The 13643-nt window shown below is 42.2% G+C and carries 11 protein-coding genes and 1 pseudogene; 4 read left to right on the top strand and 8 right to left on the bottom strand.

What is annotated here, in order from left to right; all coding sequences use genetic code 11:
- The first annotated feature begins 447 nt into the window (after positions 1-447).
- The gene (locus ABLA76_RS07570) at positions 448-1590 is read left to right on the top strand and encodes a Fic family protein (RefSeq protein WP_348987462.1); all 1143 of its coding nucleotides are present in this window, start codon (positions 448-450) and stop codon (positions 1588-1590) included.
- A 348-nt stretch (positions 1591-1938) separates the two neighbouring features.
- Positions 1939-3153: a CmlA/FloR family chloramphenicol efflux MFS transporter gene (cml, locus tag ABLA76_RS07575; protein WP_348987463.1), complete on the top strand. Its 1215-nt coding sequence runs from the start codon at positions 1939-1941 to the stop codon at positions 3151-3153.
- A gap of 226 nt (positions 3154-3379) precedes the next feature.
- On the opposite strand, the gene ABLA76_RS07580 is transcribed toward cml, so the two are convergent.
- Positions 3380-4408: a TPM domain-containing protein gene (locus ABLA76_RS07580; protein WP_348987464.1), complete on the bottom strand. Its 1029-nt coding sequence runs from the start codon at positions 4406-4408 to the stop codon at positions 3380-3382.
- Between the two features lie 115 nt (positions 4409-4523).
- On the bottom strand, positions 4524-5936 hold the full coding sequence (locus tag ABLA76_RS07585; protein ID WP_348987465.1) for an MFS transporter: 1413 nt from the start codon (positions 5934-5936) through the stop codon (positions 4524-4526).
- 94 nt (positions 5937-6030) lie between these two features.
- On the opposite strand from ABLA76_RS07585, the gene ABLA76_RS07590 reads away from it, so the two are divergent.
- Positions 6031-6690 (top strand): metalloregulator ArsR/SmtB family transcription factor, encoded by a 660-nt coding sequence (locus ABLA76_RS07590; RefSeq protein WP_348987466.1) that lies wholly within the window; start codon positions 6031-6033, stop codon positions 6688-6690.
- Between the two features lie 93 nt (positions 6691-6783).
- On the opposite strand, the gene ABLA76_RS07595 is transcribed toward ABLA76_RS07590, so the two are convergent.
- Both ABLA76_RS07595 and ABLA76_RS07600 read right to left on the bottom strand, forming a co-directional pair.
- On the bottom strand, positions 6784-8433 hold the full coding sequence (locus ABLA76_RS07595; protein WP_348987467.1) for a sulfatase-like hydrolase/transferase: 1650 nt from the start codon (positions 8431-8433) through the stop codon (positions 6784-6786).
- Positions 8434-8503: 70 nt separating this feature from the next.
- The gene (locus tag ABLA76_RS07600) at positions 8504-8659 is read right to left on the bottom strand and encodes a hypothetical protein (RefSeq protein WP_348987468.1); all 156 of its coding nucleotides are present in this window, start codon (positions 8657-8659) and stop codon (positions 8504-8506) included.
- A gap of 188 nt (positions 8660-8847) precedes the next feature.
- On the opposite strand from ABLA76_RS07600, the gene ABLA76_RS07605 reads away from it, so the two are divergent.
- A complete protein-coding gene (locus ABLA76_RS07605; RefSeq protein ID WP_348987469.1) occupies positions 8848-10920 on the top strand; it encodes a plasmid pRiA4b ORF-3 family protein in 2073 nt (690 codons plus the stop codon).
- Between the two features lie 149 nt (positions 10921-11069).
- Here ABLA76_RS07605 and ABLA76_RS07610 read toward each other — a convergent pair.
- The 4 genes and pseudogenes from ABLA76_RS07610 to ABLA76_RS07625 form a co-directional block, all read right to left on the bottom strand.
- Positions 11070-11260 (bottom strand): annotated as a pseudogene (locus ABLA76_RS07610) (hypothetical protein); the annotation flags it as partial.
- 126 nt (positions 11261-11386) lie between these two features.
- Positions 11387-12268, bottom strand: a complete 882-nt coding sequence (locus ABLA76_RS07615) for a DUF6282 family protein (RefSeq protein WP_348987470.1) — start codon at positions 12266-12268, stop codon at positions 11387-11389.
- A complete protein-coding gene (locus ABLA76_RS07620) occupies positions 12268-12939 on the bottom strand; it encodes an RraA family protein (protein WP_348987471.1) in 672 nt (223 codons plus the stop codon). Before ABLA76_RS07620 ends, ABLA76_RS07615 begins: the two co-directional genes overlap by 1 nt.
- A gap of 62 nt (positions 12940-13001) precedes the next feature.
- The gene (locus ABLA76_RS07625; protein ID WP_348987472.1) at positions 13002-13499 is read right to left on the bottom strand and encodes a molybdopterin-binding protein; all 498 of its coding nucleotides are present in this window, start codon (positions 13497-13499) and stop codon (positions 13002-13004) included.
- Between the last annotated feature and the right edge of the window lie 144 nt (positions 13500-13643).

A 13643-nucleotide genomic window follows, 5' to 3' on the forward strand; every position in this document is an offset into this window, starting at 1 on the left:
ACAACTTGGTATTATTCTTGGATGGCAAATCTACCAGAGAACACATTTTTATCAATTCAGGGGGTACACCTCGATTTAGCGGGTACACAAGGGTGTATCCCTAAAAAATATCGAATAACACCAATCCAGCATTCATGCGGGTTTAAGCCCTCTACTCAATGAATAGATTCTAACGCTTCATAACATTTTAGAGAAAATCATAAAGCCAGCATGTACATGTTATAGCTGGTTTTTTTACTATCAGGGCATTACAGAGTGAATCACAGTAGCGCATGTATTAGCGTGTACCGATTTTTTGAGATAGCAGCATAGCTATATTTGAGATCTTCATAACCTTGCTTTTGAGATAATAGTGAGTCACTATTGTTCATAACGTACCATAAATAATCAATTTTTTTCTTTATTTTCGAGATATTGAAAACATGATTTTTGAGATAACTTTAAGATATGGCTACATTTAATCACTTTGAACTCGAATTATTAAATCCTAGTTTTGACTCTCCTCTTGTAGATGTCATTACTGAGCTAGAGTTATTGAGACATTTACGCCTAGTAACTGATGTGCATCCATCAATTTTTAGTCAATTAAAAGAGATCTTTCATATGCTTGAAAGTCTTGGTTCAGCCAGAATTGAAGGCAACCATACAACCCTTGCTGACTATGTTGAAAGTAAAATTGCAGGAACTCAGAGCCAAGATGACCAGTTGAAAGAAATTGAAAATATTGAAAAAGCAATGAGTTTTATAGATGGGCATTTTAAAAGTGGTGAGGATATAACAGAGCATTTTATAAGAGGGTTACATTCGCTTGCTGTTAATAACTTACAACGCGAAGGAGACAAAACACCTGGTCAATATCGTCATTATGGTGTGAGCATTGGACAATCAGAGCACCTTCCCCCCGATAGTATACAAGTGCCTAGCTATATGAATGAATTAACCTCTTTCATTAACCGTGCAGACAACCCTAAATATGATTTAATGAAGATAGCTCTTGCCCATCATCGCTTTGGCTGGATTCACCCTTTCGGAAACGGAAACGGTCGGACGGTAAGATTGTTAACTTACGCATTACTTATCAAGTATGGATTTAACGTTCAAGTTGGCGGTAGAGTTCTCAACCCTACAGCAGTGTTTTGCAACGATAGAAACAAATATTATGAAATGTTATCGAAAGCAGATCTTGGAACTAATGAAGGACTTGAAGAATGGTGTATTTATGTATTAGGTGGTATTTCTACCGAGCTAAAAAAGGTTGATCAGCTAACTAATCTACAATTTTTGAGTCAGAAAATTTTATTTCCAGCAATAACCTTTGCTTTAGAAAAAGGTGTGCTAAGCGATATTGAAGCAAAAATACTGAGAAAAGCGGTTACAACGGGCATCATTAAGGCAGGAGACTTGAAAGAGGTTTTACCTGAACTGAAGCCAGCGCAAATAACATACCAAATATCTAAACTAGTAGAACAGAAATTATTAGAGCCAATATCAGATAACGCCAGAAGCTACACAATTGATATATCTCATTCATATCTGATAAGAGGTGTAATTCAATCATTGAGAAATGAAGGGTTCGTTCCTAGCTTATAGCTACCAATACCCTATCAATATTAAGCTTGGCAAAAGGGCGGGGACAACGCGAATGGCTAAAAGGAGTAGCTAATAAAGCAAGCGTAGCTTATTTGCTCCATGTCTTAGAAAAAATGAACAATTATCTATAAAGTACCATCCGTAATTTAAGGCGCCTTGCATCTCAGCATGGAGATGTTTACGGTACGAATTCACTACAGGATAACCTACATATGAGTATTCTCAACGAGCACAGAGCAGAGAGATAAGCCGCAGCAACCATAGTTTTTTTCGGTTGTTGCGGCGTCCTCAAGAACCTCTCAATTCTATGAGCACGCCGCCAATTCCTTAACTTTAGGAGATGGATTCGTGCACTCAAAAGATTTTTCCTGGCAATATTCTCTTACCGCCACAATATTATTGTTATCACCATTCGATTTACTGGCATCACTGGGTATGGATATGTATCTGCCCGTCGTTCCTCTCATGGCCGATGTACTTAATGCCGGAACAGGGACGATCCAGCTAACATTGACTGTATACCTGATTCTGTTAGGAGCTGGTCAGCTTCTATTTGGCCCACTGTCAGATCGGTTCGGTCGCCGTCCTGTTTTACTCAGCGGTGGGATTGCTTACACAGTTGCTTCATTCGGCCTTGCCATAACTTCATCACCAGAAGTTTTTTTGGGCTTCCGGGTTATTCAAGCCTGTGGGGCTTCGGCATGTCTCGTAGCCATGTTTGCGGCTGTACGCGACATCTATTCGGGCCGTAAAGAAATCAACGTCATCTATGGCTTGCTCGGTTCTATGCTTGCTATAGTTCCGGCAGTAGGTCCTTTGCTCGGAGCGCTGATTGACACTTGGCTGGGGTGGCGCGCAATCTTTGGTTTATTAGGATGTGCAATGGTAGTTGCTGTTATTGCAGCCTGGAAATTCTGTCCAGAAACCCGGCGGCAAGGGACGGCAAGCTTACAGTGGTCGCAGCTACTTCTTCCTGTGAGACACCTGCATTTCTGGCTGTACACGCTCTGCCACAGCGCAGGGATGGGTAGCTTTTTCGTCTTTCTTTCAACGGCCCCTTGGGTAATGATGAGCCGACAAGGATTATCACAAATTACTTTCAGCTTGCTATTTGCAACTGTGGCTATCGCAATGATGGTGACTGCGCGAAGTGTGGGAAGTTTGATTACCCGATGGGGAATCCTAAATACGTTACGGGCGGGAATGTACTGCCTGATGGCAGGAGCACTATTGCTGGCTGTTGGGGAAATACTCATACCTAATTCGGTATTGGGCTTCATTGCCCCAATGTGGCTTGTCGGTGTTGGTATCTCTATTGCGGTTTCTGTGGCCCCTAATGGTGCACTCCAAGGTTTCGATCATATAGCAGGAACGGTTACAGCAGTCTACTTCTGCTTAGGGGGCTTACTGTTAGGAGGGATTGGAACGCTCACTATTACACTTTTATCCAACGCTACTACCTGGCCAATTATCGCTTATTGCCTGATCCTGGCAATAGCTGTGATTTGTCTGTCCTGCTTTAATCCCGGCAGACACCATATTAGCAGTGAAGAGCATGACTAACGCTATTGTTTGGGGCCATATCTGAAAAACCGCGACACGAATTACTTCTTTCTGAAGATTCGTGTCGCGGATTATTCTAAAATAGACTATCTGTAATTTCCACTTGGTATTTTTATTAATCCGCCCGCAATATTTAATTCTGGGTAATCAGTTATATTCCCAAAATACAAAATAATTCAATTTCATTATTATTGATAACAATGAATTTATTGATATTAAAAAACAATTACCAATCGCCTGAAGCTCCACCACCGCTACTGCCGCCGCCACCACCGGAAAAATTATCATCATCGTTACGATCAGAACTACAGCCACCAAACAAGCCACCAAAAAGGCTGCCGAATAGGCTTTTCAATAATGACACCACGGACGAGATCAGAAAAAATACCAGAATCACGGGTAACAGGATAATAAGCAGATAAAACTCTGCCGGAATGGTAGAAAATAACCCAATAAAGTTCAGTACATAGGTTCCTACAGCGATAGTCAGGGCACTCTTGAGAAAACGCTTAAACCAATGCCCTGTGCGAAAAACTTTTAGTGGCAGTAAGATTATACTCACCAACCAAAAACCCAGTAGCATAAAGATGTCTTTACCGGATATCTTGTTGAATGCGCCATCGCCTTCTTCAAAAGCCTGAACAATCTTCGCCGTTTCTTTCTGTGCTTCCGCTTGTTCGGATTTTTTCAGCCATGTACCAATTGAATCAATTGCCTTGCTAATCCACTGATAATAATCATCTTCTTTGAAAGCCGGTTTCACATTCTGCAACAAAATGAGTGTAACCTTGCCATCGGATAATTTACGATCTAAACCCGAGCCAACTGCAATACGCATTTTATGGTCATCAGAAGCGATCACAAACAAGATGCCATCATTGCGTTCTTTACTACCTAACTTCCATTTATCAAATACACGGGAAGTAAATTCCTCAACAGTATCACTTCCCGTCGTCGGGATAATCAGGACTGCCATCTGTACTTTTTCTTCCGATTGCAGTTTTTTCAGTTGGCGGGTCAGGCCCTGACGCTCTTCTTTCGTTAGAACTTTAGATATATCTGTCACACGCTTGCTTAATGCAGGAATATCAACAGTTGTTGTTTCTTGTTTTATCTCTCTGGCTGATACGTTGCCCATCCCGATGAGCAATAAAAACAGTATAAAAAATTGTTTCATTATCAATGAATAACTGCGTTTCGGCTCTATCATTCGGGTACGACAACCATCCTTCGGCATAGGGGAAATAACTAACATCAAATATCCTTAGCTCTTATTTATGGAATCAATCATCACTATTATATGAATATCCTCCATTGCACATCATGAAAAAAACGGCATTATTTTTTCGATAATGCCGTTGATAATAAATTTATTCCCCGATTTTAATTTTTGCTGATTTATACGCGGTCAATAATGCCAATACGGGTGCGATAGAGAAGAGCAGAAATAACCAATAGGAAGCAGCAGCAGCGCCCTCCACACCACCGGGCTGATAAAATCCGAATAAATTGACGGTCATTCCTCCCAATGCAGAACCAAAAGCAGAGGCAAATAACTGTATAGTGGTAATGGATGAACCGGCGATGTTTTTATCCGCATCACGGGAAGCCTGTAAAATGAGAGTCAAAAGATGAGGCCAGCCGAATCCAACCCCGAAGCCAAACACCCCCAATCCCAGGATTATCGGTAGTATAATCTGCCACTCCCCTGCCGACTGAGATGGCAACAACACAAGCAACACCAACATGCCAACCAACATAAAGACTGGACCACTGACAATTGCAAACCGCATCTTTGTCCCTTGCCAGCTAGCACTGAGCATTTCTCCTATAGTCCAACCCATTGCCGCAGAAGCAACCATGTAACCAGAAGCCAAAGGGGATTGCCCATGCAGAATTTGCAAAAAATAGGGAATAAAAACATCCCCCGATAAACCCACTATCAATAGAAATAGGGTAGTGAATAAAACCAAATGAGGAGAACGTAAACTTAGGGAATTTTCAGGCAATAACCTGACTGAGGTTCGGCGCTCATAGATGATCAATAAAAAGATTAAGATTACAGCCGCAACAATGCCGAAAATGTTGAACCGAATATCCGGTGACAAACTGCCTGAAGAAACCACCAGTACCGCCGCTGACAATAGGATCAATTGCACAATGGGCAATGCTGTTTTGGTTTTATTCTGTACCTCTGTTTTAGGTAAAATAAGGTAGGTAAATACGGCATAACATAGAGTAATGGGAAGCATAATGCCAAATGCGTAACGCCATGCATCCATTTCAGCAAAAACACCGCCAATGGCTGGCCCGATTAAAGTCGCAATTCCCCACATCCCCGAAACCAACGCTATAGCTCGCGGCCAAAGTGATTGAGCAAATACAAGATTAATCATCAAATAGGAAAGGGCAAACAAAAATCCCCCGCCCAGGCCCTGAATAGTTCTGCCAACCAGCATTACGTCCATTGTCGGTGCAAGAGTACAGAGTAAGCTGCCGATAAAAAAAACCAGTGATGCAACCAGATAAGCATTTCTTGCACCCAAGATACTCAACAATCTCGCAGAAAGAACGGAACCAATAATCGATGCCACGACAAACAATGTCGTATTCCAGGCATAGAGGTTCAATCCGCCAATATCATTGACGACAGAAGGCAGAATAGTAATCGCAATTAAGGTATTCATTGCCATCAATACCACGCCCAGTGAAAGTGCTATCGCACTTGGCGCATTTTTGCTGGAAAACAGATCTCTCCAGCGGTTTTCCTCAGTCATTATCATAATTTTTGCCCTGAACACAGGTTGAGTTGTGAAATGTCTTACGCTAAATTAAACAAGATAAATCTTGGAATAAATTAATGTCGGGATCAACAATATGTCAAGCGATGACTTGGAAAATAGTACAATCGTAGGGCAAACCGTGAGTGATAAGCTATTAATGCTGTTAAAAACTCAAGGTGCCTTACAAGCCTCTGATGCCGGCAAATTATTGGGAACGACTGGAGAAGCCGCCCGCCAACAGTTTGTGAAAATGGCTAAAGAGGGATTAGTTGAAGCAAAATCAGAAACGAGAGGAGTTGGGCGTCCAGTACAGCTCTGGCATATCACAGAGAAAGGTCATGCCAAATTTCCTGATGCTCACGCAGAGTTAACAACGCAACTGATCTCGATTATCCGTAATCAGTTGGGTGAAGATGCGATGGATTTGATTATCAGCGCCCGTGAAAAAGAGGTTTTTTCCAACTATAAAAAGGCGATGGAGGGTGCCACAGGGTTACAGGAGAAGGTTGAGCGTCTGGTCTCGATTCGCTGCCAAGAAGGTTATATGGCTCATTATTCTGTTGAAGAAAATGGCGCTATTTTGTTTTTTGAAAACCATTGCCCAATTTGTGCCGCTGCCAAGTTGTGTCAGGGTTTTTGTCGGACAGAGCTGAAACTGTTTCGGGAGATCCTGCAAGCCAATGTGGAAAGAACCGAATATATCCTTAGTGGCCACCGACGCTGTGCTTATCGCATCACCGCCGCCCATTCTTAATAAACGGAGGCTTCACGAATAGCGCCCATATCGTCGCAGTATATCGATAACACATCCCTTCTGTCAGCGACATCACCGACAGAAGGGATAACATTATTCCTTACCTGCTGCTTCCAACTGCTGATAAATATAATGCTTATAACTCTCTACCAGTGCACTATCCTGACAATCATTCAAAGCACCATGACATAAATGACGCATGATCATATTTGCTTGGTAAAACGCGGGCGCTGACAGACGGGTACGTTCCAGAATGATTCCGCCGAGGAAGGAGATATCCGTCAGTTTACCCGTTGTTATTGACGCTCCCTGTTTCAGGTTATCCCGCAACGTAAACTGAGTCACATGTGCTGGATCAGGTAGCGGAGAAGTATAATGATCAAAATTGATGTTTGGTTGATGATCACCAAAATAGAGGAAAACGGTAGGCTTGTCGCGCTTGGCAACGAATTCACTGAAATCCCTGATGGCAGGATCAGAGGCCACGATTTTTTCCATGTAATGGCTAAACTTACCTGTCGCTGTTGCAGAGTCAACGTTGCCAGCCAAGCCATAATCATCATGATGGCTCTCTTCATAAGGACCATGTTCATACATGGTGAGAGAGAAAATAAAAATCGGCTTGTCTGTTTCCTTAGCCAGGAGGGTTTTCACATAAGACAACATATCTTGTGTCGGGATTTTCCACAAATTTTCATCCATATCAGCGGGATAACCTAACTCCTGTGGTTGGATAATGCGATCAACACCCAGTGTCTTGTAAGCATGTCCCGCATGGTAAGCAGACTTATTGAACGGTGTCAGAACAACAGTGTAATAGCCGTTGTCTTTCATTGCACGGAACAGGCTGTTTTTCAGGTGATCAACGACAAAATAAAACACCGCATTTTTACGTGAACCAAAATCATCCGTATTCAATCCGGTTAAAACGGAGAATTCAGATAACCAGGTTCCGCCACCAAAGGTTTGTACCCTGAGCGGACTTTGGGCACTGACACCTGCATCACGCCGGAACATGTAAAGATCGGGCAACTGCACATTGGCAGGTAATTGGTAAATATGGGGATTGACAGTAGACTCTTGCAGCAATACGACCACATCGGGTTTCACCTCTGACTGAGGTTCAGGCAGTATCACTGGTTTCGCCTGTTGCAAGAAATAATCAGCAGATGAGCCAAATTTCGGTGGCTGATATTGCGCATCCGAGGCAGACATCACCATATTAGTCACCGTTCCCCGCCCCTTCGGTAATTCCCCTTGCCATTGAGCATGATAGGCACTAACTGTGAGATTGATACCCCAGGCACTCACGACCATCAAAACGATACTGGCGAAGCGCCATTTGATCCCACGCGCAGAAGGGACTATTTTCCAGCTCAATATCATGTTGAATATCAACCAGATAAGCATAGCCACTACAGCGATCCCTGCCAGCCAATAGTGGCGCAAAGTCTCCTGATTTGATGGATCTAACATCACATTCAAATCAGAAAACATCAATTGTTCTTTGTAGTAATGGATTTTTATCTGGTTGAGGAATTTTAGGATGATAAATAAGGTGCCTGTTAACACTGCCGAAAATAATCCGCGTGCTGAAACTAAAAAAGCCAAGCCAAAGAGGATGCCGAATACGCCGACAGACACCAGTGCAGGATAAATATCGCCACCTTTCTCAAACACTAATATTAAGGAAGCAATCAACAACAATCCAAGATAAATCTTCGAGATGATCTTTTTTTTCATACTCTATTAAATTCCACACATGAGTTCAGTTTGTCAACCCGATGAAAAATAGCACAGATTGTCAAAGATACTATAAATAAAATGGTGACTGCTCCCGCTCTATCGGGCGAGGCTTACCACTTCCCAGGCTGCGGCTTGTGCGACAAGTTTCTTGCTGAGAATGACCAAGAAGTTCATCCAATTCCATCTCCAGCGGAATGGCATTGCCAGATCCTATCGATTTCAAGTTACAGACCACAAAGCAGCAACCTGAAAATAACAGGGATAAATTTCAACACAAACTTACTGCCTTCACAAAAATTCAGGTTAGACTATTGAATAATAGCAAAGGGGAATGGTGGATATGACAGCGTGATAACCAGCACTCTTCCTGGTTGAAATATAGATATATTGAAGATATTGAAGAGGTTGATAATGAAATTAACACCTGAAAAATTGCTATCTGCAATAGAAAAATACGCCCATACCCCCGATAAACAGCGCTCCTTAACGCCAAAGCAGATACGGTGGTTTTCCGATCCAGAAAACGTCTTCTTGTTGATTAGCCTGGTGCTAGCGCTGCCTAAGGAAGCGATGACGGAGATAGGGGATAGCATTAACCATTGGCTTGAAGTTGCCATCGCAGAACTTGCATTAACAGCAAATAAATTGCCGGCTGAGACCAAACAGCAGCTTGAAGAAGTTATTGAACAAATTTTGGTTTATACCAAAGAAAAATTCGAGATTAATAGTGAATGCGTATTATTATGTGTATCAATCCTGAAAAGAAATCAGTTTCATATCAAAACTGACATCACTGAGCTACTGGATGCCCCCCAATATCCTGATAACACCAACATAGCGACTTTCCCTAAAAAATCCTTAAACTTAAATCAACTGTTTAAACAGTTTGAAATTCATTCTGGCATTGAATTTATTGACTTTTTTGAAAGCGGGCTTTCCGTCGCGCCTCATGAAGCCTTACCTCATCTATTATCGGAAGTCGCCAAGCATTCATGGGGTATAGATGCCCTGCTATTACTCACCCAATACTTTGAAGAACCCATTGCCCTTGCCTGTGTGCAAGCATTGGACGATTGCCCTTCCTCTGCATGGGAAAATTTATCCTACCTGCAACTTGTCAATCTGTGTGCACGGTTTAACCGCCATCCAGCCATTCACACCTGTTTTAAGCGCTGGAAAAAAAAGGCGATGTCGCACCACAAGAAGGCGCGGGAAACAGCGAAGATACACGAATTATATGTTACTCACGTTGATGGAAATGACTGTGCCAGCATGATGATGACAATCACACTGGATGGTCAGGAATATCAAACGAATATGATGCTGGATTTTAAATCTGGTATCCGCGAGAGCTTACTGAATATTGCTCCTGAGAGTACAATCCCCGAACTGATTGAAGAGTTGGGCAATAATGAAGCTTATGTTGACTTTACTCCGGTCTCCCCTGACTGGCTGCAACAGATTTTACCGTGGATACTTTCAGTTCAACAAAATAAAAACACACCGCTCGATCTCACCTCACTTTATTGGTTGTCACAACTTCCCGTCGAATGGACACAGCCAGAAGCATTTGAACTTGAACACTGGAGCCAGCAGTTCGATTACCAGGTTAATCCGAAACGACAGGATCAACATCGCCTTGGCATCACCATGGGTTCATCATTAATACTGTCTTGGCTGGCACCGGAAGAATGCTTGTTGACGGCGAAAAAACCCAGGGATTTATTGAAGCTCTATTATTATGCAAACCGCGAGCTGTTTATTGGACGCCTGACTTATTCCGCTGCAATCGAACAATACAGATTGCCACCACAAGCGCCATATCTGGTAGAGCAATATTTAGATTTGGCTTATGCCCTGAGAGACCCTGCGTTAAATCGCAAGAGATTTGCTTTATTTGATATGTTGGCTGAACTCAGTTTTGAATATTTCTATATGGAGCAAGAAGAAGAGATTGAACCGCAAGGTTTGGTTCTCAAAGTGAGTTTATTTGATGCAACGCCAGCCATATGGCGCCGGATCCGTGTCAGCAATCAGCTAACACTCAGTGAATTTCATGATGTGATACAAACTGCCATGGGTTGGGAAGATGCTCATCTATTCAGTTTTGGTTTTGCAGGAATCGACATTCCAGAAGAACATTATGACCAAATGCGCATCGGTGCATTTCTGGAGGAAGTTGGGGATGAATTCAACTACCAATATGACTTTGGCGATGATTGGTTCCATCAAATAACAGTAGAGAAAGTTCTGCCAAAAGATATTATCCAGCCGGAGGTGACCGCAGGTAATGGCATGTGTCCGGCAGAAGATTCTGGTGGCATTTGGAATTGGAACTATTTGCTCAAATTGAGAAAAAAGAAACACCTGACTGAAGATGAAGCAGAACAATTAGAGCTTGTGGGATTATCCCCGAATGAATCACTCGAGCCTTTTGATAAACAACAGGTTAATAAGAAGCTCAAGGCATTTATCAATCACTAAAAGTCACTAAACCGGAGGAGAAAACGGCCTCCGGTTTCCTTCACCTTGCAGAGAACGGCGATAGCCGTTTTCGAATACTCAGCCCTAAACTCACTCTTTCCCTTTTTACTGCTCTTGTTGTTTCACCATTTCACGATACCAACGGGGATGATGCCTTTTTCTGCCGCCAACCGTTCACCAATTTCCACAAACTGCTCTGGTTGGGCAATGGCGTTGAGCAATGCGTGTTTTGTCCAGAAATGGAATGCTCAGTCAAGCGGTACGTGGTGCCTACGTAAGGGAATTTATCGGCTTTATCCAAAGCCTCAAAATCGCTCTTGAACACGCCGGAAGCGGAGTTGAGAATTATTATAATTTATTGAAAATAAAAAATTTATAACCTTATCTTTCTTTTATACTCCTTTTAATGCCCCTAAGTTTTTTTGCTTGCTTTTACTTTTATGTTTGATGATGGTTTATCCTAGCTCTAATCAGGAGCCAACATACGCAACGGATTAAGTAAGAATATGTCTCGAATATGTGACTCACTAAGGCCTGCCATTTTAAACCAACATTTGCTGTCACTCAGCCATTTCTCAATATCCGGCTGCACAGGCTGACCAAGATCAGAACTATAAACCACATTATTTACTTCTGATAATACCTCAAAAAAATCGTCAGTTGTTTGATAACCGAGATAAATGGTCAGCGCTGTTTGCTCCACATAAAGCCACTCATGCTCACCCAGCGCCTTAAGGTCTTTCGCCTTTAGTCCCGTTATCGGACTAGCTGGTTGGTTAAGCATAAACTTACAACCACCTGCGGCAGTAATCGTATCAATAAGTTGCATAACTTCATAACAAGAGGCATGACCAGATGACAGCACAACATTATATTGTTGCGCAAAACGAATCAATTCATGAATTTCTTTACGTACTCGTCCGTTGCTATCGACAACAGACGAATATTGCTGAGCAAATGTGTGAGCAGCAGCATTTGCCCAAGCACGTTTCATTACACTTTTATGATTTGTCGGAACAATAGTTGGTAAATGAACTAATAATCTAGGAGCTTCATCAAACTGATATTGACTTAGTGCTTGGATTACTGAGTTGATCGCCATTCCTCCAGCCGTTGCATTCAATACCACCGAACCAAAAACGGGAAGTCCTTCTTCTTGGGCCAGTGACGATAAAGCAGTAACACTTCCCAAATGACTTTTGAGTACAACTCCTCCATTTTGTCGTGCGTATTCTCTTCCTGCTTCGAGTACATTATACCTACGAATATAACTATCGGGGCGGGCATGATAATGAACATCCAGAAAGCGAAGTCTTTTCTCCCAATATTCCATAAACTCTTGATTCATTAGTCATATTTCCAAGGTACGGCATATCCTAATTTTTCACGAGCGGAAACTAAATCTTCTCCATTGATTATTGCCTCAATGATGGCTTGTTCAGTTTTTTCAACATTTTCAGCACGTTCGATAACTGTTAGTAAATGCAGCTGTGGGATGACTAACGCACCATTATCATCAGCAAAGACCCAATCTCCAGGAGATACAACTACATCATCAATTTTCAGAGGACATTGCACTTCTGCAACCTTGGCTCGATTTTTTCCGGATACCATATAAATTCCTGTTGTAAATAAGGGGTATGCCAGCCTACGGACTTCCGACAAATCTCGTGCTGATCCATAAATTACAGAACCTGCAATTCCTTTTTGTATAGCCTTAAATGTCAAGATATTGCCCCAACTGGTACAATCCGTGCGCCCTTGGTTATCAACCACCACTATGTGTCCAGCAGGTACTTCATCAATATAGTTTCCAGCATTAAGAAATTTTCCCTGCTCTGGAATGATAGGCTCATAACGTACAGTAAAAGCTGGACCCACTATTTTAATTCCAGAGTTGCGTGGCACAATCCCAGCTAATCCTGCGGGAATATGCAGACTATCCATTGCATCCGATATAGCTGCACTATCGAGTGCCATTAAACGTTCTTTGATTTGCTCAATTTGTGTAATTTGCATTAGGTTTTCTCCTTGGGTACACGGGCATACATGAAACTCCCTATGGCAATTTCATTCTCATGTTAGTCACTGGAGGAAATAGAGTGCTTTTCTGACAACATTAGCTGCATCTGGAAAGGGGGATCAGATAATACAACTATTTTACTGCCATCCACATTCAGGCTAAAACCAGGTGTTGTCCCTACAACATTGGGTATAACTTCTGCACTGGTTGGAAACATTGCTTGAAATTGATATGAGGAGTCAGGATATATTCCTAATTTTTTCAATTGTTGCTGTATTCCTACCCAGATATTGTCACGTATCTCTAGAGACTGCCCTGCTATTCTAGCTATAGCCTCACGGATTTTATCATCTGGGGTAAGGCCAAGGCCGCCGCACACTACGATGAGAGCATCTTGTCCCAACCTACGAATGACTGCTGTAGCAATTTGATGAATATCATCAGAACAAACCTGTTGTTGTTTTACCTTATAACCTTGCTTTAGGAGATAGCGGCTAATATCCTGAAGGCTAGTATTAACGCGATGCTCGACTTTCGTGGTGAGTTGAAATGACATAGCCGCTCCTTTATAACTTTAAGTCGCCAAACTGAGAGAAATAAAGGAACAAAGGCTATGTCACAGCAAGATTTTATCATTTGGGTGTTTTGTTGTGTAGATGACAATTTAACGCATTTACAACAAGGTATGCGATTCAGAAGT

The organism is Xenorhabdus sp. SGI240, from assembly GCF_040081915.1.
Classification (GTDB): domain Bacteria; phylum Pseudomonadota; class Gammaproteobacteria; order Enterobacterales; family Enterobacteriaceae; genus Xenorhabdus; species Xenorhabdus bakwenae.

Bases quoted from the DNA above. Each gene is read 5' to 3' on its own strand.
- ABLA76_RS07605 (WP_348987469.1), top strand. From the start codon at position 8,848: ATGAAATTAACACCTGAAAAATTGCTATCTGCAATAGAAAAATACGCC.
- ABLA76_RS07580 (WP_348987464.1), bottom strand. From the start codon at position 4,408: ATGTTAGTTATTTCCCCTATGCCGAAGGATGGTTGTCGTACCCGAATG.
- ABLA76_RS07595 (WP_348987467.1), bottom strand. From the start codon at position 8,433: ATGAAAAAAAAGATCATCTCGAAGATTTATCTTGGATTGTTGTTGATT.
- ABLA76_RS07585 (WP_348987465.1), bottom strand. From the start codon at position 5,936: ATGATAATGACTGAGGAAAACCGCTGGAGAGATCTGTTTTCCAGCAAA.
- ABLA76_RS07620 (WP_348987471.1), bottom strand. From the start codon at position 12,939: ATGCAAATTACACAAATTGAGCAAATCAAAGAACGTTTAATGGCACTC.
- ABLA76_RS07625 (WP_348987472.1), bottom strand. From the start codon at position 13,499: ATGTCATTTCAACTCACCACGAAAGTCGAGCATCGCGTTAATACTAGC.
- ABLA76_RS07615 (WP_348987470.1), bottom strand. From the start codon at position 12,268: ATGAATCAAGAGTTTATGGAATATTGGGAGAAAAGACTTCGCTTTCTG.
- ABLA76_RS07590 (WP_348987466.1), top strand. From the start codon at position 6,031: ATGTCAAGCGATGACTTGGAAAATAGTACAATCGTAGGGCAAACCGTG.
- ABLA76_RS07570 (WP_348987462.1), top strand. From the start codon at position 448: ATGGCTACATTTAATCACTTTGAACTCGAATTATTAAATCCTAGTTTT.